General features: G+C 39.0%; 20 protein-coding genes. 15 read left to right on the top strand and 5 right to left on the bottom strand.

Annotated features, from left to right (window positions below; translation table 11 throughout):
* Window positions 1-6: 6 nt before the first annotated feature.
* The 5 genes from H3T44_RS08455 (at window position 7) to H3T44_RS08435 (ending at window position 4,476) form a co-directional block, all read left to right on the top strand.
* Window positions 7-1,020, top strand: a complete 1,014-nt coding sequence (locus H3T44_RS08455; RefSeq protein ID WP_198196898.1) for a class I SAM-dependent methyltransferase — start codon at window positions 7-9, stop codon at window positions 1,018-1,020.
* A gap of 63 nt (window positions 1,021-1,083) precedes the next feature.
* Complete coding sequence (gene pgeF, locus H3T44_RS08450) at window positions 1,084-1,851, top strand: peptidoglycan editing factor PgeF (protein ID WP_198196899.1); 768 nt, start codon at window positions 1,084-1,086, stop codon at window positions 1,849-1,851.
* A 23-nt stretch (window positions 1,852-1,874) separates the two neighbouring features.
* Complete coding sequence (locus tag H3T44_RS08445) at window positions 1,875-2,849, top strand: hypothetical protein (RefSeq protein ID WP_198196900.1); 975 nt, start codon at window positions 1,875-1,877, stop codon at window positions 2,847-2,849.
* A 55-nt stretch (window positions 2,850-2,904) separates the two neighbouring features.
* On the top strand, window positions 2,905-3,840 hold the full coding sequence (locus H3T44_RS08440; RefSeq protein ID WP_110439573.1) for a ribose-phosphate pyrophosphokinase: 936 nt from the start codon (window positions 2,905-2,907) through the stop codon (window positions 3,838-3,840).
* A 21-nt stretch (window positions 3,841-3,861) separates the two neighbouring features.
* A complete protein-coding gene (locus H3T44_RS08435) occupies window positions 3,862-4,476 on the top strand; it encodes a histidine phosphatase family protein (RefSeq protein ID WP_198196901.1) in 615 nt (204 codons plus the stop codon).
* A 52-nt stretch (window positions 4,477-4,528) separates the two neighbouring features.
* Here the strand turns inward: H3T44_RS08435 and H3T44_RS08430 are convergent, their stop codons facing one another.
* The gene (locus H3T44_RS08430; RefSeq protein ID WP_198196902.1) at window positions 4,529-5,473 is read right to left on the bottom strand and encodes an alpha/beta hydrolase; all 945 of its coding nucleotides are present in this window, start codon (window positions 5,471-5,473) and stop codon (window positions 4,529-4,531) included.
* A 42-nt stretch (window positions 5,474-5,515) separates the two neighbouring features.
* On the bottom strand, window positions 5,516-7,663 hold the full coding sequence (locus H3T44_RS08425; RefSeq protein WP_198196903.1) for a TonB-dependent siderophore receptor: 2,148 nt from the start codon (window positions 7,661-7,663) through the stop codon (window positions 5,516-5,518).
* Between the two features lie 204 nt (window positions 7,664-7,867).
* On the opposite strand from H3T44_RS08425, the gene H3T44_RS08420 reads away from it, so the two are divergent.
* Genes H3T44_RS08420 through H3T44_RS08390 form a run of 7 tightly spaced genes read left to right on the top strand, consistent with a single transcriptional unit; the run spans window position 7,868 to window position 13,064 of the window.
* Window positions 7,868-8,515: a 50S ribosomal protein L25/general stress protein Ctc gene (locus tag H3T44_RS08420; protein WP_255412384.1), complete on the top strand. Its 648-nt coding sequence runs from the start codon at window positions 7,868-7,870 to the stop codon at window positions 8,513-8,515.
* Window positions 8,516-8,534: 19 nt separating this feature from the next.
* On the top strand, window positions 8,535-9,107 hold the full coding sequence (pth, locus tag H3T44_RS08415; protein ID WP_110439578.1) for an aminoacyl-tRNA hydrolase: 573 nt from the start codon (window positions 8,535-8,537) through the stop codon (window positions 9,105-9,107).
* 8 nt (window positions 9,108-9,115) lie between these two features.
* A complete protein-coding gene (ychF, locus tag H3T44_RS08410) occupies window positions 9,116-10,210 on the top strand; it encodes a redox-regulated ATPase YchF (RefSeq protein ID WP_198196904.1) in 1,095 nt (364 codons plus the stop codon).
* A 44-nt stretch (window positions 10,211-10,254) separates the two neighbouring features.
* Window positions 10,255-11,523 carry a glutamate-5-semialdehyde dehydrogenase gene (locus H3T44_RS08405; RefSeq protein WP_198196905.1) on the top strand — a complete coding sequence of 423 codons (1,269 nt, stop codon included), beginning with the start codon at window positions 10,255-10,257 and terminating at the stop codon, window positions 11,521-11,523.
* Window positions 11,520-12,128, top strand: coding sequence for a nicotinate-nucleotide adenylyltransferase (locus tag H3T44_RS08400; RefSeq protein ID WP_155567624.1), 609 nt, complete (start codon window positions 11,520-11,522; stop codon window positions 12,126-12,128). The genes H3T44_RS08405 and H3T44_RS08400 overlap by 4 nt, the downstream gene beginning before the upstream one ends.
* Before the next feature lie 41 nt (window positions 12,129-12,169).
* On the top strand, window positions 12,170-12,598 hold the full coding sequence (rsfS, locus tag H3T44_RS08395; RefSeq protein WP_198196906.1) for a ribosome silencing factor: 429 nt from the start codon (window positions 12,170-12,172) through the stop codon (window positions 12,596-12,598).
* A gap of 7 nt (window positions 12,599-12,605) precedes the next feature.
* Window positions 12,606-13,064: a 23S rRNA (pseudouridine(1915)-N(3))-methyltransferase RlmH gene (locus H3T44_RS08390; RefSeq protein ID WP_198185571.1), complete on the top strand. Its 459-nt coding sequence runs from the start codon at window positions 12,606-12,608 to the stop codon at window positions 13,062-13,064.
* Window position 13,065: 1 nt separating this feature from the next.
* On the opposite strand, the gene H3T44_RS08385 is transcribed toward H3T44_RS08390, so the two are convergent.
* Window positions 13,066-13,827, bottom strand: a complete 762-nt coding sequence (locus tag H3T44_RS08385) for a CHAP domain-containing protein (RefSeq protein WP_155564927.1) — start codon at window positions 13,825-13,827, stop codon at window positions 13,066-13,068.
* Between the two features lie 263 nt (window positions 13,828-14,090).
* Here H3T44_RS08385 and H3T44_RS08380 point away from each other — a divergent pair, with 263 nt between their 5' ends.
* Both H3T44_RS08380 and H3T44_RS08375 read left to right on the top strand, forming a co-directional pair.
* Entirely contained in the window at window positions 14,091-14,753 is a 663-nt protein-coding gene (locus H3T44_RS08380) for an MBL fold metallo-hydrolase (protein WP_155564928.1), read from the top strand.
* Window positions 14,754-14,834: 81 nt separating this feature from the next.
* On the top strand, window positions 14,835-15,314 hold the full coding sequence (locus H3T44_RS08375; RefSeq protein WP_155571598.1) for a DUF192 domain-containing protein: 480 nt from the start codon (window positions 14,835-14,837) through the stop codon (window positions 15,312-15,314).
* Between the two features lie 88 nt (window positions 15,315-15,402).
* Here the strand turns inward: H3T44_RS08375 and dps are convergent, their stop codons facing one another.
* Complete coding sequence (gene dps, locus H3T44_RS08370) at window positions 15,403-15,921, bottom strand: DNA starvation/stationary phase protection protein Dps (protein WP_198196908.1); 519 nt, start codon at window positions 15,919-15,921, stop codon at window positions 15,403-15,405.
* Between the two features lie 234 nt (window positions 15,922-16,155).
* Here dps and H3T44_RS08365 point away from each other — a divergent pair, with 234 nt between their 5' ends.
* Entirely contained in the window at window positions 16,156-17,115 is a 960-nt protein-coding gene (locus H3T44_RS08365) for an SDR family NAD(P)-dependent oxidoreductase (protein WP_198196909.1), read from the top strand.
* A gap of 52 nt (window positions 17,116-17,167) precedes the next feature.
* On the opposite strand, the gene H3T44_RS08360 is transcribed toward H3T44_RS08365, so the two are convergent.
* Window positions 17,168-19,444, bottom strand: a complete 2,277-nt coding sequence (locus H3T44_RS08360; protein WP_198196910.1) for a Hint domain-containing protein — start codon at window positions 19,442-19,444, stop codon at window positions 17,168-17,170.
* Window positions 19,445-19,798: the final 354 nt, after the last annotated feature.

Here is a 19,798-nt window from a genome sequence, read left to right as displayed (position 1 = left end):
GCAGAAATGAAGAATTGTTCAGAAATGCGATTGGATCAATTTATGGAAAAGGCAAATGCCGCCTATTATGAAAAAAGGGATCCATTTTCTGATTTTATTACTGCACCTGAAATTTCACAGATTTTTGGTGAATTGATCGCGGTTTGGATCATTACGGTCATTCGGTCTATGCCCAAACCAGACAAATTGGCAATCGTGGAGGCCGGGCCGGGCCGGGGGACGCTCATGATGGATATTTTAAGAGTTTTATTCCGTTCGGCTCCTGATATCTGCCAATATTGTAAGGTTTTTCTGATTGAAACCTCGTCGCGTTTACGTCAAATTCAAGAAAATACATTGAAAAATTATGAAATTGAAATTCAATGGCTTGATTCTGTTTATGATATCCCGACTTTACCCCTGATTATGGTGGCGAATGAATTTCTTGACGCTTTACCTATTCGTCAGTTTATTTACAGGGGCGGAAAAAAATGGGATGAGAATTATGTTTCCCAAGGAAATATGTTTCATAAACCCATATCCCAATTGCCTTTTTCACCTGTATTCCAGCGTCCTATAAAGGTTGGTGACACTGTAGAGGTAAATGAAGCTGGACAGGATATTGTACAATATGTTTCAGCACATATCTGTCATTATGGGGGGGCGGCTTTATTTATTGATTATGGGTATTCTTCCCAGGTTTGGGGAGACAGTTTACAGGCAATTGCAAACCGAGAAAAAGTCTCTCCTTTTGTTCCGCCCGGAGAGGCTGATTTAACTGCTCATATAGATTTTCCTTCCTTGAAAGAAATTGCAGAAAAACAGAATGTGACTGTTTACGGGATACAAACACAAGGTGCTTTTTTAAAGCAGCTTGGCATACTGATACGGGAAAAAATCTTATTGGATCATGCACCGATAGAACAACGAAATGAAATTCGGTCTTCTGTACAACGTTTGATTGACCCTACAGAAATGGGTGATTTGTTTAAAGTTATGGCAATTTGTAACGCTGAGTTATGTGCTCCACCGGGTTTTTAGGAAAACAAACTATACTTCTTTATATTTCAAAAACAAGGCTAATTTAAAAGGGTTATAAATTTCATGAACTGTAAACCATTGGCCATTCAGCATTCCTTATTGTCGAATATTGTTCGGCATGGTTTTTTTACAAGAATAGGTGGGGTTTCTCAAGGAGAATATACTTCGTTAAATTGTGGTTTGAAATCAGGTGATAACCCTCATTTAATTATGGAGAACCGTAAAATTGTTGCTGAGTATATGAAGGTATCCCCGAATTATTTGTGGGGAGGGTTACAGATTCACAGCAATAAAGTTTTATGGATTACAAAATCGAATTGTATACCTGTTGAGGGGGATGGAGCCGTGACGACCGATCCTGATATTGCTATTAGTGTTGTTACAGCTGACTGTGCCCCTGTATTATTTAGTACAAAAACTGGTGATATTGTTGGGGCAGCCCATGCAGGCTGGCGGGGCGCAGCATGTGGAATTTTAGAAAATGTCGTGGATCAAATGGAGGCTTTGGGTGCGGATAGACAGGATATCATTGCTGTTGTAGGACCCTGTATTGCCGTGACACATTATGAAGTGCGGGAAGACATGCGTAATGAGGTTTTGAGACAGGATCCAGATGGAAGAGTTTTTTTTACCCCCGTTCGTGAAGGATATTATTTGTTTGATTTGGGTCGTTATTGTGTTGACCGGTTAAGACGTAAACATGTGGGTATTGCGGCTATAACAGGAAGGGATACATTTATGGATACCACTCATTTTTTTAGTAATCGTAGACGTGTCATGGAACGGAAAGCGGTGTTTGGACATCAAATTTCAACAATTGCCTGTCGTTAATATTCGTAAGGGAAATCATAAAGATGCAATTTAAAAGTTTAAAGTCTTTTAAGATTGGATTCAGTTTTTTAGGTGTTTTATCTTTAATAGGTTGCATCCAGGTTCCACATCCATTTGAAAAAAACAAAACCACATCATTGACGACACCTCCTCCGTCAAGGTTAATTGTTCCACCACCTTCTAATTCAATGTTAAATGATAAAAACGCCCAGGGATTTGCCGAGGAAATGGCAAAGGCAATGTTGGAACAGACGGTTCCCGCAGTTGCACGACCCGCTCAAAAGGGGGACTGGATTTTATTGACCAAGGTGAGATCAGAAGAAGATATGATTATTCCTTCTTTTACAATTATTGCCCCTAATGGAAAAGTCGAAGCGGTGAGAAAAGGAATGCCCGTTTCAAAAAAGGATTGGATAAGTGGACAGCGAAGCATTTTTCATGATGTTTCAGAACAATCTGCGCCAATAATCAATCAGGTATTAACAGGATTACAAGCTCGGCAGATGGCGGCTGATCCACATAGTTTAAAACATCGGGCAGCCAAAATTTATTTCAAGGGTGTTTTTGGGGCTCCTGGAGACGGAAATAAAATTATTGCTCAGCAATTTGCTATTTCGTTTGCAGACAAGGCAAATGCTATTCAATATAAACCTGACCAGGCAGATTATACTGTGGATTGTCATGTCAGTGTAACAGATGGTGCGCAGGGGACACGTGGTAATCCGGTACAACATGTTGAAATTATTTGGCGGGTGACCGATAATAAGGGAAAAGAGGCGGGTAAAGTTTCACAAATCAATGATGTTCCTGCGCATCGTCTTGATCACTATTGGGGTGATATTGGCTCTGCGGTTGGAGAAGAGGCTGCTGGTGGGGTTAAGCAGGTCATCACTAATTATTCTGGTCGTGATAATCAGCCTTTGCCTGCAAATAATGCAAAAGAGTCCGCTTCTTCTAATGCACCAGAATTGAAAAATATTCAGATGCAACATAAATAATATGTTTTTTATGGTATAGATCGTTTTAACTGGTTCTGTGTGTTGGAGTTCGTTGATGAAAATTATTGCAGGGAATAGTAACCGTCCATTGGCAGAGGCGATTGCGGCAGAGTTGAAAATGCCTTTATGTGATGCGTCCGTACAACGTTTTTCGGACAAGGAAGTTTTTGTGGAAATCTACGAAAATGTAAGGGGTGAAGATATCTTTGCTGTACAAAGCACGAGTTATCCAACTAATGATAATCTTATGGAATTATTGATTATGTTGGATGCCCTGCGTAGAGGGTCTGCACGACGAATTACAGCTGTTATGCCCTATTTTGGCTATGCCCGGCAAGATCGCAAATCGGGTCCAAGAACGCCCATAAGCGCGAAGCTTGTTGCCAATCTTTTGGTTGAAGCAGGAGCGAATCGTATTTTAACACTCGATTTGCATGCAGGACAGATTCAGGGTTTTTTTGATATTCCTGTAGATAATTTATATGCGGCACCTCTATTCACACGTGATATTAAACACAAACATGCTGGTAAATCGAATTTAATGGTTGTTTCTCCTGACGTTGGCGGAGTTGTAAGAGCGCGTCAATTGGCAAAAAGACTTGATGTTGATTTGGCAATTATTGATAAGAGACGTGAGCGTGCCGGTGTTTCCGAGGTTATGAATGTTATTGGTCGCGTTAAGGGACGTCACTGTCTATTGGTCGATGACATTATCGATAGTGGCGGTTCACTTTGTAATGCGGCACAAGCTTTGATGGATGCGGGGGCAACTGGAATTGACGCATATGTGACCCATGGGGTTTTATCCGGCAGTGCCGCACAACGTGTTGAAGATTCCGTTATTGGAGAGTTAGTCATCACCGACAGTATCAAAATGACAGATGCAGTGCGTTCCGTTCGTAAAATTCGTCAGATTAGTTTGAATAATTTGATTGGTCGGGCCATTCGTGCCGTAGCGGATGAAAGCTCCGTTTCTTCTTTATTTGATTAATTATTTGAAAGGTATATCATTATGTCTCCTTTACTGCATCGACCCTACTGGTATCTTCGTCATGGGCAAACAGATTGGAATGTATCAAATCTGTCTCAGGGTAGAACAGATATACCTTTGAATAATACCGGCATTAAACAGGCCATAACCGCAGGGAATGCGTTGGCTAGAAACTGGAACAATTTAGAGTTATCCATTACTCAGATTATAAGTTCACCTCTTGGAAGGGCAAGACGTACAGCAGATATTGTGAAATCAATCATTTATGACAAAGTTGGTGTCCAATTACCATTGGAATTGGATGATGGGCTCAAGGAGGTGTGTTTTGGTGAAGAGGAGCAAAAACCTATGGGACCATGGTATGACAAATGGATTTCAGGTGAATTTACGCCAAAAGGTGCCGAGCCTTTTCATGTTTTATGTAAAAGGATTAGCGACGCTGTAAACCGTTCTATACTGAAAGCTGGTGATGGTCATGTTTTGATTATTGCGCATGGAGGTGTTTTCCGTTCCTTGCGTTATATGATGGGATTAAAACCTAATGTAAGATTGGCCAATGCACAACCTTTATGTGCTTGTCCTCCCTTTCAGGGAGGTAAGTCCTGGTCTTTGGATCCTGTTTCTCTGGAAGCCTGATAGAGTTGGACTGGAAAGGGTGATACAATTTTTTCTTTCCTGGATAGGGTATTTATTGTGCAAATGATCGAAAGATGATTGCAACGGCTCGCCCGATTGACGCGGGAATTACACTTTGATGATCTTCATTTTCAAATTTTGTGCATGTTGTTGAAAGATCATCTATTTTTTTAAATGTTTCACAAGCTGCCAGAATACGAGAAACTTGCTGTTTTCTAAGAAGCTGTTGTTTTATTTTTGCGACTTGAGGAATTGATTGCCAATAATTAGGAAATTTCTGTTCATACTCTCCAACGGATAGGGATAGGGTTGGATGTAGTTTATGAACGTCAAGACTGGATTTAAAAGATTGGGTATGCTTGTCAATAATGCTTGGATCAAGCCATAAAGAAGGACTTGCGGCTATATAAATCTGATAGGAATCTGGATGATAGATAAGATTATATATTGTAAATAATCCACCAAAAGAGTGACCGAAGATGGCTTGTTTATGGTGATTAATTTTAAGATGTTTATCCAGTAGGGGTTTCAGATCATCTTGGATGAAATGATAAAAATAATCAGCCCCTCCAGTTTTGTATAAAATGGGGTTCAAGGTATTTTGCGGTGGTGTTAAATCATAAGTTCGCAATTTAAGAATATTTTGATCTGGAGGATAGCCAATTCCAACAAGAACAGCATGATTTTTATGGATGTTATCCGGACGCTTTTCATAGGATCTTATTGTTTCCCGAACCGTGTCAAAAATACTGTTGGCATCTGTGATATAAATGATTGGATAACCATCTTCTGGGGGTGGTTCTTTTGGAATAGAGGCAAAAATCTTATAAATTTGTGATGTCTTTTTATTTTGCAGGTTAAAAGTAATAGTATCGTTGATTGTTAAGGGTTCGGTGGAAAGGCCAGCAAGGGTAGAATTACTGTTAATTGCCTTTACCGGACTGAATAACAGGAAATTCAGACAGACTAGTGTCAGATAGAACCAGAGGCGTATCATAAGATTATATCCATTATATTATTTGATAATGAAAAGAGCATATTACCATTGTGCTCTTACCTGTCCCATTATAACGCGACGTGTTCCATAAAAACAGTTAACTTTTGATGCGCAAGCAACAACATATTTTTTATCAGCAATATTGGTTATATTCAGCTGTAATAAGGTGCTGTTAATTGTGGGAAAGCTGTTTTTAAGGTCATAATGTACCTGCATATCACCAATGACAAAGCTTGGGACCTTAAAACTGTTGGCATTATCCCCGAATGTATAACCATTGTAACGAATGCCACCGCCAATTCCAACACCCTTGAACATCCCCTGTTGCAGATCATATGTTATCCATCCAGAAACCAGATTGGCAGGAGCTCCCAAGGGGCGGTTACCGATATTGTTTTTATTTGTGTCAGCACGGATCTGGATATCATTGTAGGCATAGCTGGCGATAAGATTCAGTCCCGGCAATAATATTGCACGAGCTTCCAATTCAAAGCCGCGGGATCGTGTTCTGCCTGTCTGAATATTGTAGGTTGTATGTTCCGGATCGGTTGTGGTTACATTCTCTTGTGAAATGGTATAGGCAGAACCTGTCACCATGATATTGTTATTAGGCTGGTATTTGATCCCGACTTCATATTGATCTCCCTTAGTAGGTTTAAAAGCCTTACCTGCAAAGGTTGTCCCGGGTGTAGGCATGAAAGAGGTGGAATAGGAGAAATAGGGTGAAATTCCATTTTGAAAATTGTAAACGATACCGCCGCGATAGGTTACAGCTCGATCAAAATTAGAGGCTGATTTTCCGCCATATTTGAAATTGGTCGAGGTGCCGACCCAGTCATATCGCCCACCCATAATAAACGACCAGTTTTTGTAATTTGCTTGATCTTGAATGTAAACACCCAACTGGTTCTGGGATTGTGTTCCGTATGAAGTGATTAGGGGTGTAAAACGTGCGCCATAAACAGGATTGAACAAATCAAGGCTTGAAATGGCCGTATTGCCCAAGGCACGTTTGGAATCTGCAAGCAGATAATCAATTCCTGTAATCAGTATATGTTTTACATTCCCTGTATCAACATGAAACTGAAGGTTACTGTCGATATTATAACTGTTCAAATGTTCATTTGATATTGTCGCCATTCTTGATACAGTTGCCTGATCACTGGCAAGTCCCTTGATAGAAATGGATCGGAAATCTGAATCAAGATGCAGGTATCTGAATTTCTGATTGAATTGAATAAAATCCGTAAAATCATGGGTTAGATTGTATTCAAACATATATTGAGAACGATGATACTGATCAAAATCAGGTTCACTGGTGTTAAGATGTGTTGAAATCTTTCCATGTCGATTTGGCAGAACTGTACCTGACGCGGGAAGTGCGATACCATAAAGGCTATTTGGATCATACTGATATAAGAAACGCATGGATACAGAAGTATCATCAGTGGCTTGCCAACTGATCTGGGGCATAATGGCGATATGGCGTTCCTTGGCAAAATCAACCTGTGTATCTCCATACCGTCCCACAGCTGTTACCCTATAGGAAAGTGTCTTGTCTTTGTTTAAAGAACCGCCAGCATCACCCATAATGTCTCCATAATTAAAGGAGGCACCACTTGCCCTCATTTCATAAGAGTCTACGGGACGTGCTTGTTTCATGGTCATATTTACAAAACCGCCTGGGCTGGCCTGTCCATAAAGTACGGAGGCGGGTCCGCGCAGAACTTCAACGCTTTGCATTAAATATTCATCAAAGGAAGGAACGGCATATGACATGCCACGTAAAAGACGAAGACCATCAAGGAACTGGACATAATTGGCATTTCCCCCAAATCCTCCAAACCCTCTTAAATAGATACTATCAAACCGTCCGCCTGGCCGACTTCCTGCAGAAATACCCGCACTATATGCAAGTGCATCTGAAACGGTCCTGGCATTTTGGTCATCCATCTGTTTGCGGGTGATGACGGTAATGGATTGGGGAACTTTTCTTAATGGACTGTTTGTCTTGGTAGCAACATCAGAATTGGTTTCAACGAATGGATTGTAATTGCGTTTGCCAACGACGGTTATTTTTTCATTATCCTTGTTTTCTTGATCTTCCTTGGAATAGGCTATTGGGTCTGCAAAAATTGTTGTAGAAACGATTAATAAAGAGAATGTTACGGTAAAATGATTAAATCGCATAGATCAGATTTTCTTGCATAATTTGAGAATGATTGTAATTATTATTTTCAACAAGAAAGAAAATCAATTTGTATTTTACTTAAAATCTTCAATTAATTTAGAAAGATATTTGCACTTTTCAAGTTTATTAGGTAAAGAGGATAGTGCATCAACACCCCTGGAGGTTGATGTTTCAGTTTTGCCTTATTTACTAGGAGTTATAACGTGGCAAGAAATTTTGTTGAATTAAAAGTATCGATGCGTGCGAAGGCTGGTAAGGGGGCAGCGCGCGCAACCCGTCGTGAGGGACTGGTTCCTGCTGTTGTATATGGTGGCAAATCAGAACCAGCCATGATTGCCCTTGATCCGCGTCTTGTTATGCGTGAATTGGGAAAATCAGGATGGCGCTCTCAACTGTATCAATTGATGGTTGATGATAAGAGAACAGTTGCCTTGATGCGTGCCGTGCAATTACATCCCGTAACCGATCGACCATTACATGTGGATTTCCAACGTATGGTTGCTGGTCAGCATATTCGCGTTGAAATACCGGTCACTTTTGAAGGTGAAGAAATCGCCCCTGGTGTAAAACGTGGTGGTGTTGTAAATATCGTTCAACATTCTGTTGAAGTAAACTGTGACGTTGAACATATTCCAGAAGCCTTTATTGCTGATCTTTCCAAATTGGATATTCACGATAATATTCGTTGGTCTGATTTAAAAGGTGCGGATAAAGTTACGCATACAAATCAGCATGAAGAAGATTTTGTAATTGCAACTATTGCGCCGCCAACCGTTGCAGTTGAAACAAGTGAAGAAACTTCGGAAGAAACATCTGAAGAAAAAACGGCCGAAGTTTCTACTGAAGAATAATTTAATGAAAGAATAGATCATGTTACTGTGGGCTGGGCTTGGAAATCCCGAGCCTGGGATGCAGGCAAATCGTCATAATATCGGTTTTATGGCGATAGATCGAATTGCTGAACGTCATGGATTTTCTCCATGGCGTAAGCGGTTTAAGGGCGAAATTGCCGAAGGTGTTATAAAGGGTGAAAAAATCCTTTTACTAAAACCTATGACCTATATGAATCTTTCTGGTGAAAGTATTCAGCCTTGTATCGCTTTTTATAAAATTCCACTTGATAACCTTTTTGTATTTCATGATGAAATGGATTTGGTCCCTGCCAAGATACGGATTAAAAAAGGGGGAGGGGCGGCTGGTCATAATGGTTTGCGTTCTACGGATAAAATGCTTGGCAGTCAGGACTATTGGCGTGTGCGTTTGGGGATAGGGCATCCAGAAGACAGATCTCAAGTTGTACGTTATGTCTTGGGAGATTTTTCAAAACAGGATAGGGAATGGCTTGATCCATTTATTGATGCAGTTGCGGAAAAGGCATCATTGTTAACTGAACGAAAAATGGACGCTTATCTATCCAAAGTGGCTTTATTGTTAAAAGGATAAAAAAAGATATGGGGTTTAATTGCGGTATTGTTGGATTGCCTAATGTTGGAAAATCAACATTATTTAATGCGTTAACGGCAACGGTTGCCGCTCAATCGGCGAATTATCCATTTTGCACCATTGAACCTAATGTTGGACGGGTTGCTGTCCCCGACCCGCGTTTGACTATTTTATCAGAAATTACGCATTCTCAAAAAATTATTCCCACAAGCTTGGAATTTGTTGATATTGCAGGTCTGGTTAAGGGAGCTTCACGTGGAGAAGGGCTCGGAAACCAGTTTTTGGCGAATATCCGAGAGGTTGATGCAATTATCCATGTTCTGCGTTGTTTTGAAAACGATGATATCACGCATGTTGAAGGGTCTGTGAATCCTATTCGGGATGCTGAAATTATCGAGACAGAGTTGATGATTGCAGATTTGGAAAGTTTAGAAAAAAGAACGGTTGCTTTACAGAAAAAAGCCAGAGGAAATGATAAAGAGGCTCAGGCCACTCTTGAATTAATTGAACCTTTGATCAAGGCCCTGCAGGATGGTAAGCCGGTTAGGAATGTCATTCCTGTTGGCGAGGAGAAGGCCATTGCCCGATTACAGCTTCTAACGAGCAAACCTGTTTTATATGTGTGTAATGTTAACGAAGAAGCCGCCGCAACTGGAAACGGGTATTCTCGGCAGGTTATTGAAATGGCAAGAAAACAGGGGGCTGAAGTCGTTATTGTTTCTGCTGATATCGAGGCAGAGGTCAGTCAGTTGGGTAAAGAGGATCAGACAGAATTTTTATTGGGTCTGGGCTTGGAAAATAGTGGTCTCGATCGTGTTATTGCTGCAGGATACAGATTGTTAAATCTGATTACCTATTTTACATGTGGTCCAAAAGAAACCCGTGCTTGGACAATTTCAGAAGGAACCAAGGCCCCGCAAGCGGCGGCAGTTATTCACAATGACTTTGAACGGGGATTTATTGCCTGTGAAACGATCGCTTATGATGATTATGTTAAATATAAGGGGGAAGCTGGAGCAAAAGAGGCCGGTAAAGTTCGAATTGAAGGAAAAGACTATATCGTTCATGATGGAGATATTTTATTGTTCAGATTTAATGTATAATCTGCAATAATTTATTTGTTTAAAATTATTAAGGAGTAGGTGGAGTGAATCGTAATTCTACCTTATCTCAATCGAACTCGATCCAACAATTGGCTAGAAAGGTTAAAAAAGCTTCTTATTCATTGGCTCACAGCTCACTTCAACAGCGTAACAAAGCTTTGCTTTGTGCAGCAGAAGCGCTGCGTGCTTCAATGAATGCCATCCTGTCTGTTAATTCCGAGGAAGTGGAGAAAACAGAAGTTGGTGAAGCCTTTAAGGATCGTATGACATTGAATGAAAACCGGTTGGAGGCAATGGCGCATGGCTTGGAGGCGATTGCGATGTTACCTGATCCTTTAGGAAAAGAACAGGCTTGCTGGACAAGACCAAATGGACTGGAAATTAGACGAGTTACTGTCCCTCTGGGTGTTATTGGCATGATTTATGAAAGCCGTCCGAATGTTGGTGCTGATGCGGCAGGTATTTGTATCAAATCTGGTAATGGTGTTATATTACGAGGTGGTTCCGAATGCTATCAAACGGCAATTCTAATCCATCAGGCCATGCAAAAGGGTGTTCAGGAAGCCGGCCTTGATCCTGATATAATAGCCATGGCACCGGATAATAATCGTCAACATGTGAAAGACATGTTGCAGGCCGTTGGATTAATTGATGTTTTAATCCCTCGTGGGGGACGATCCCTTGTTGAATTCATTCAGAAAGAAGCCCGTATACCTGTTTTGGCTCATGCAGCTGGATTATGTCACACCTATATACATGGATTAGCGGATTTCGAGAAATCACGTGCTGTTTTAATAAATGCAAAAATGCGTCGAACAGGGATTTGTGGTGCCACTGAAACTTTATTGATTGATCAAGCGGTAGCCAGACAATATTTACCCAAATTAGCCGATGATTTAATTGAGTTGGGATGCCGTCTGGTCGGAGACACTATGGCAGTGAAAATTGATTCCCGTATCGGTGTGGCAAAGGAAAATGATTTTGCCACAGAATGGCTGGATTCGGTGTTATCAGTTAAGGTAGTTAAAAATATTTATCAGGCAATTCAGCATATATTAAAATATGGTAGTGGACATACCGAGGCTATTTTAACCGAGGATAAAGAGGTTGCCCGTTATTTTATGGATCATGTTGAGAGTGCTGTTGTTATGTGGAATGCCTCCACACAATTTTGTGATGGAGGTGAATTTGGGTTTGGAGCCGAAATTGGCATTGCTACAGGTCGTTTACATGCACGAGGACCTGTTGGAGTTGAACAATTAACAAGTTATCGTTATGACGTTATTGGAAATGGACAGGTGAGACCTGTATGATATCAATACCGACATGGGGTGATCAGAGAAATATAAAGGTTGGATTATTAGGCGGATCCTTTAATCCTGTTCATAGTGGTCATTTACAACTGGCTCGTCGGGCTTTTACCATTTTACAATTGGATCAGGTATGGTTGATGGTATCTCCGGGAAATCCTTTGAAAACCGGAAAAGAAATGGCTTCTTTTTCGGAACGTTTTCAAGGGGTACAAAAATGCGTTGATGGTCGGCATATCATTGCGACAGATATAGAAAGTCGGTTACATACACGGTATAGTTACGATACGTTGAAAAAATTATATCAGCGCTTCCCAAATTGTAAATTTGTTTGGCTGATGGGCGCTGATGGATTGTCACAAATGGCATTCTGGTCAAGATGGCAAAAGATTTTACGGCTCGTGCCTATAGCAATTTTTCCACGCCCTCCTTATATTTATAAGGCTTTAAACGGAAAGGCTGCACAATGGGCCCGTTCATATCGATTGTCCTCACAGAAAGCTTCGGTTTTGGCAAGTTATAAGCCGCCAGCTTGGGTATTTGTTCCATCTCCAGAAAACAAAATTTCAGCCACAGTTTTAAGGGCTCAAGGAAGATCAGGTTTATAACGGTTACATGTAAATATTAAACAATAGAAATAGGGTTATTAATGAATCAAAATAATTTATCGGAAACATTACAACAAAACAGACAACAACATGATATCAATGACAAAACGATTATAGATATTGAAAAATTGCAGAAATGCGTCAATTTGATTATTGAATCTTTGGAAGGAGATAAGGCGGAGAATATTGTTGTCATTGATTTGGTGGGAAAAGCTTCATTTGCAGATCGTATGGTTATTGCAACAGGTATGGTGGATCGCCAGATCATGGCAATGGCTGAACATCTTGACAAGATTTTGTATGAACAGGGAATCAGAAAGATCGCAATAGAAAAAAGCAGTGATTGGGTTTTATTAGATACAGGAGATATTATAGTTCATTTGTTTCGAGCAGAGGCAAGAGAATATTATAATATTGAACGTATTTGGGGGGTTGAAATTCCTAAATTTTCTGAACCTGATCAAGTCTAATTTTTCTATGTTTTCAATTATTGCCATTGGCAAAATGCGGGATAGGGCAGAACTGGATTTATTCAATCGTTATGCCAAACGTATTCGTCCCAGTTTGGATCTAATCGAAATTAATGAAAGCAAAGGTCAGCCTATTGAGACCAAGATAAAGGACGCTCAAAATCTTTTGAAGGCAGTTCCAGAAAAATCTTTGATCATTAGTTTGGATGAGGGTGGAAAAAGTTATAACAGTTTTGATTTTGCAATGCATATGCAAAAGTGTTTGGAATTATCTAAATCAATTTCATTTTTAATTGGCGGGGCAGAGGGATTGCACGCTTCTGCAATCAAGACCTCTCACTCTGTTATTTCCTTGGGAAAGTTAACCTGGCCTCATATGATCGCCAGAATCTTGTTAACTGAACAAATCTACAGGGCTCAAATGATCTTGTCGGGACACCCCTATCACCGACAGGGTCGTCCGTAGACTATTTTAAAGAGCGGTTAGGGGCGTCAGATCCAAAGAGATCACTGTCAGAAATGTTTGGCGCCAATGCAACTTCAGTTGTCGTTTTTGCTGTAGCGGCGTCAGCTGTCCACGTCCGTATATTTCCTTTTGTATTTTCACGAATAATAGGGTGGGTTGTTTCCTGAGTGGATGGATATATAAATCCATGAGTAGGATAGATACTTCCAAAGGCATTTTTATTGCCATTTAAAGCCACACGAACGGCTGACCAGTCATTGTTTGCGGATACGTCTATGACAGGTGTATTATGACTGATGCCTCTTTGCGCCCAATGAGATTGGTCGATTATGATTGTTCGCGAATCAACCACTTGTTTTACGACGGCAACATGTCCCAGGGGCATTCTTCTGGTTGGACGAAAACTCAAAACACTATTTGCTTCCGGAGTGTTTCCACGTTTATAGACGCCTTCCGCATTATTCCACCAGTCCCTTGCATTTCCCTTCAGCTGAATGTCAGAAGCGGACCGGGCAAAAGCGACACACTGGATGACATGACCATAAGATTTGTGTTTGAATTTATAGGTTCGGGTTCTGAAATGTGAATTTCTTGTATGATGAGTGGCAGAAACCTTGTGAACATTCGCTTTTTTATGGATTCTTTTATGTGTATGATGAACAGGGGAACGTGCCTCGACATTTGTTGACACAGTGTAAAAAGATACAAGGGAAAAAAGTAGAATTTTAATTCTTCTGGGAATAACTGGTTGAATCTTTTCCATTGGAATCCTGGTAGGTTAGGGCTTGGATTTTACGACGAACAAAATTTACTTATACTGATCTGTATATCAAGGGCAATATTAATTTGGGAGTTTTTTATTTTTTTAGAAAAATTTCTCCAAATGTGTTCTGTTATGGTGCAAAATAGCAACGATCGTATGGTTAAGGTTATTATTTGAATATTTATTTATATTTGTATAAAGAATGAATATTGTTGAAGTAACAAGCTATAAATATTGAGGGTGAACACGCTTTGTTTTTAGAAATGTCTAGTTTGAAAATAGAAATTATTCCGGTTACACCCATCTATCAAAATTGTACACTAGTTTGGAACAAGGATAATAATATTGGAGTTGCAATAGATCCGGGTGCATATGTTGATACGATTCTTTCTGCAATTCAAACCAATCATATAGATATACAGGCTATTTTGTTAACGCATGGTCATTTTGATCATGTTGGTGGGGCTATGTTGTTACAGGAAAAACTTGGGCAAATATATAATAGGGCGGTTCCTCTTCTTGGTCCATCAAAAGAGGATTTGTTCTTGTTAAGTAAAGTTGTTGAAAACTGTAACCATTTCGGTTTTCCCACTTCAGAGATTCGAGATGTTAAACCATCGCGTTTTTTAAAGGATAAAGAGCGTTTGACATTTGATGGAATAAATTTTGAAGTTATTCATATTCCTGGTCATACGCCAGGTCATATAGTTTATTTTGAACCCTCTGCACGTTTGTTAATTACCGGAGATACTCTTTTCAAGGGCACGATAGGACGTTCTGATTGGGAATATGGTAATGGAGCTCTGCTGATCAAAAGCATCAAAGAGCGTTTATTAACATTGGGAGATGATATTTACTTTATACCCGGGCATGGAATGGGTAGCACCATTGGTGTTGAAAAAAAGACTAATCCATTATTAACTTAAAAATTCAGGATGTCTAAAATGAAAAAAATTTTTTTCCGCTATAGTTCAGTATTAGTAGGAATTGTAGGATTATTTACAGGAATGAGCCGGGAGGTTGTTGCAGAAAATCCCGATCATGTAATAAATAAAGCGCAGGCTGAATTGGCAAAAGAACCTCTGACAATTTCCTCTAAAGATGGAAGAAAGCATAGTTTTATAATAGAAGTTGCGAAAACCCCTAAAGAGCAAGAGGTAGGGGAGATGTTTAGAACTTCAATTCCTGAAAATGGCGGAATGTTGTTTATGTGGCCAGCCCCGCAACGTAGCATGATGTGGATGAAAAATACACTTGTTTCCCTGGATATGGTTTTTATTGGTGCGGATCATCATATTCAAGCAATTGCTGAAAATACTGTGCCATATAGTTTGGCTCCTGTCAGTAGCCAGGGTCCGGTCATCGCCACCTTGGAGTTGAAAGGTGGGATAACAGAAAAATTGGGGATCAAGGTAGGGGATGTGGTTGATAGTGCAATTTTTGATAATTCCATATCAAATGAAAAAAAATCTGTACAAAATCAATAATAACAGTTTAGAAAATAAAAAAATCTGCTGGAAAAAAATACCAGCAGATTATAAAACAAATTATGTAAAACAAAATTTCAGACAAAAGCTACTTGGCGTGTAACTTGGATGAATAGGGTTTATGTGCCTCCAGGAACCATAGTTGTTGATCCATTGCACGGGACACCTCGGTAAACAAGTCAGAAGTATCCGCATCACCAGCCTCATCAGCTTCATCAATAGCTTTGCGAAGGGCATTGGCATAGATTGCAAATCGTTCAGAAAGTGCGGTCAGATGGTCATCGACACTGATGATATCTGTTGGATATTCAGCAATGCTTGAATTCTTGGCGATTTCCTGAGTTGTTCCCAAGGCTGTTCCACCGATGGCGGCAATTCTTTCAGCCATTTTATCATTCAGCTCGTTTTGTTCATTGCGGAAATCATCCATCATTTTGTGAACACCTATAAAATTGTGCCCTTTCATATTCCAGTGGGCCTGTTTGGTAATAAGCGCGATATCAAGACCATCCGCAAGACGGGCATTTAATAGTTGGATAACAACGGTTTTAGTATTGGAATGCAAATTATTACGAGTAGGATGTAGCGGGTATTTTGTTTTGGTCATTAGACTATCTCCTAAAATAATTATTTGTAAGAATTATAAAATATTTTAAGTAATGATACAATAATAGTTTATTTTTAATTATGAGTTATCGATTATATTTAATAATTAATTAATATTTATTTATGGTAAAGTTAAGTGTTTAGAAAATAATTAAGCAGGGCTTCAGACTTGAAGATCTGGGAAAATTCTGATTATAATCCGTTTTTTATAATTTTAAGTGACAAGAGCTCAAAAGTGATTTTTTTGATTACGGGTGCGGCAGGATTTATCGGTTTTCATATTTCAAAAAAATTGTTAGAACGTGGTGAAACGGTTATTGGTTTGGATAATCTTAATGATTACTATTCCATCGGTTTAAAAAATGCTCGATGTGACAGATTAAAAGAATATAAAAATTTTATTTTCCATCAAGTTGATATTTCTGATCAAGAGGCGATAACCTCATTATTCGACAAATATAGAGATATTAATTATATAGTTCATTTAGCTGCACAAGCGGGGGTAAGATATTCCCTGAAAAATCCTTTTGCCTATATCCAGACCAATGTTACAGGACAGTTGGTTATATTAGAGGAAGCACGTAGATTGGAAAAACTGGAGCGCATTTTTTACGCTTCATCTTCTTCCGTCTATGGGTTGAATAAAAAGATTCCTTTCAGTGAAAAAGATCGCGTCGATAAACCGGGTTCGGTTTACGCGGCTTCCAAAAGGTCTGCCGAATTATTGTCCTATAGTTACAGCCATGTTTATGGCCTGAAACAAACGGGATTACGGTTTTTTACAGTATATGGTCCATGGGGTAGACCTGATATGGCATACTATATATTTGCAAGGGCAATTGAACATCAACAGCCAATCACATTATATACAGGGGATAATCTTTCACGTGATTTTACCTATATTGATGATGTAGTGGGTGCATTAACAAGTTTATTTGATTGTTCCACCCTGGAGGATTATGACGTATATAATATCGGGAATAATTGTCAGGAACGGGTTGAAAAACTTATTGTATATTTGGAAAATTATCTCGGTAAGAAAGCATTGATCAATTATGTAACTCGTCCTAATACGGATATTGAGGCGACACTTTCAGATATTAGCAAAATCAAACAAAAAACGGGCTGGTTACCCAAAACAAACCTAAAAAACGGTGTCGAATATTTTGTCAGATGGTTCAAGGAGTGTATTTAATATCGATTAAGATTTGGACTGATTACTGTCCAAATCTTAAACTCTAAATAAATCAGGCTATATGTAATTGTTGTTGATACTCTGATTTTTCATTAATATAATAATCATGGGATAGTACTTGGATTATCAATATGCCGGGTTTGTCAGCTTTGCCATTGTCAATATTTATTACAGCATTACCATTAGTCCAGCGAGCATTGGCATTTTCCCGTGTATGCCAGCCATCCAAGGTATGAGAGGAGAGGTGCTCTGTTAGGGAGAATGCTTGGTTTTTACGCAAAAGCGTCACATTTCCAATTAAAACACCGAGTATGCGACGGTCATCAATGTAGGGACCGATAACTCGGTTTGGGCAGCTCGCACGAGAAACTAAACGTACATATACGGTGTCTGGTGGAATCTTAAAAGCAACATATCCTTCTTTTTGATATAGTTTGGTCAAAGTTATTCCAGTATTGGTTACCAGGCGCAATGCACTGTCATTGGTGATGCTTTTTTCAGGCAGTTCAATTTTATAACCTAAATCTTTAGCCCTATCCATTAAGTGACTGAAAATAGGCTCAACCAATTCTTTTGTTGTTCCCAAGGGAGCTGCTGAATCAATATTCCAGCTTTTTCCCCGATTGATAATGCTGACCACTTTTTGGTCGTGATTGAATACGGAGCGATGTCCTGTATCCAGATAGCTTTCAGTCAGAGCGCCATCAGCTTTGATGATTGCGTGTTCTTCAGTTTCAATGTGATAATAGGTATATTCTTTAATGGAATGATCATAAAAGATGGTGGATCCATTAACCAGCATGCGAACCGGAATGAAATGATTCCTAAAGAACATGCAATGTTCGGCTGTAATCAACATATCCTTAAAAGGAACACCATCAGCGATTGCATTTTTGATAATACGTACAGGATATCCGGCATTCTCGTCATTAAGGGTTGTTTTGACTTTGATTGTACGATGACCTACCCAAATAACAGGAGACGGTTTTTCTTTACCGTCAAGATAGGTGATTATCTGGTCCCCCTCTTTAATATGTTCAACGGCTATTAAACCCTTGGGGCTGGCTATCATCGTGCCTTCCAGGAAACAAGGATCGGAATTGTCCTGGTTGTTGATTATACCACCGTTTACCAATACCTGGTATGTTCCGGCATTCTTGTCAACACCAACATAAGATCCATCAAAAACACCCCCTTGTGTTAAATCGACAACTCGGTTCTGACCGTTCGAATCTGATGCGCAAAAAGGAGCGGTGGCAGATTGATAGAAAAAATCATGCTTAGTAACAGAGCCTTTTGCGCCATTGTAATTTATGGAATAAAAGGTGTTATTTTCTGTTACTGCGCCAACGTGATTATTAATGGTGCTGTTTGATAATATGGAATCCTTAAGAGTCCCATAATTATTAATAGTGGAATCAGCTGATCTTGTATTTATTGTTACCCTGAGATGTTCAACAACAGCTCCTTTATTGATGGTCAAGGAATTAATGTCCACAAGATTGATAGGGCCTTCAACGATAATTTTCGTGATATTATTTGTATAAACTGTTCTACCAGTTTCCGGATCTAGGCTTGCAACCCAGTCTCCACCGATAAAAACAGGATTTTCATTCGATCTTACCAATGTTTGGTTTATATTATTTATATAATTATTTTTTACATCTATGTTACCAAATTCTGTACCGCCATTTAATGTGAAATTACCAACTGTTGGTTCACCTTTGATAATAGGATTTATTATTTTGGCATTATTCAGTAAATTGAAGCCACTGACAATGCCATTGTCAGGTGTAAAATGATAGGCGCCATTAGCAGAGATAAGATGTGAATCATAAATCTGCCCGTTATTATATCCACCAAAAGTATCATTTTTTGAAATGCCTTGGATACCCTTGCATATGTCTGCCATATTTATTGATGTATACGTGTTGTTTTGAGATAAACCACCATCTTCAATATTTAACCAGGCGTTATAAACATTTGAATTTTGAAGTATTCCACCATTTTGAATGTCAACGGTTGGCCATTGTCCATCACTGGTAATTACTATCAAATCAGTGGCAACCGCACCATTCTCTACAATTAATTTACCTCCAGATATATTGATGGGTCCTTCATAAATACCATCAGGTGCGCCAAAACAAGTATCAGCACCGGTGACTTTGTACATTGTTTTGCCGGTTGCCTGGTCATAATAAGCATGAATTGTCGCATTGACGAAGGTGGTATTCTGGTTATGAATGGTTACCATTCTACGAGTAATATGATAATTTCTATCTTGTATAATTTCTTCCTCTATTTTTGAGGATTTATTATTGTCTGCCATTATATATTAATTCTTTCTAAAATGTTTCGAAACAATTTCCGCAATATCGTTGCATTTATTTAATATTTATAATTCTTTATAAGTAATATTTACGTATTTATAACATTTTGTAAACAGAATAATAATTATTAAAGGCATATATATTTAAAAAAACATGGTTACTTTATAAAAGGCTTGGCATTTATTTGATTCTGTAAGTGTAGTTTCTTATAACATTATGAATATTAATAAAATTTTTAAAAAAATAATTTAACAAAATTAAAAATGATGGAATCGGAGATTTGGATATATTGGGCTGGGTTATGGTTATTTAAGGTGTAAGGTCTTGATAACCTATTATTTTTGTTATTGGCG

The sequence above is a fragment of the Commensalibacter sp. M0355 genome, assembly GCF_016101365.1.
In the GTDB taxonomy this organism is placed as follows: Bacteria; Pseudomonadota; Alphaproteobacteria; order Acetobacterales; family Acetobacteraceae; genus Commensalibacter; species Commensalibacter melissae.
Note: the sequence above shows the minus strand (reverse complement) of the source record. Positions and strands in the feature narration are given on the sequence as shown.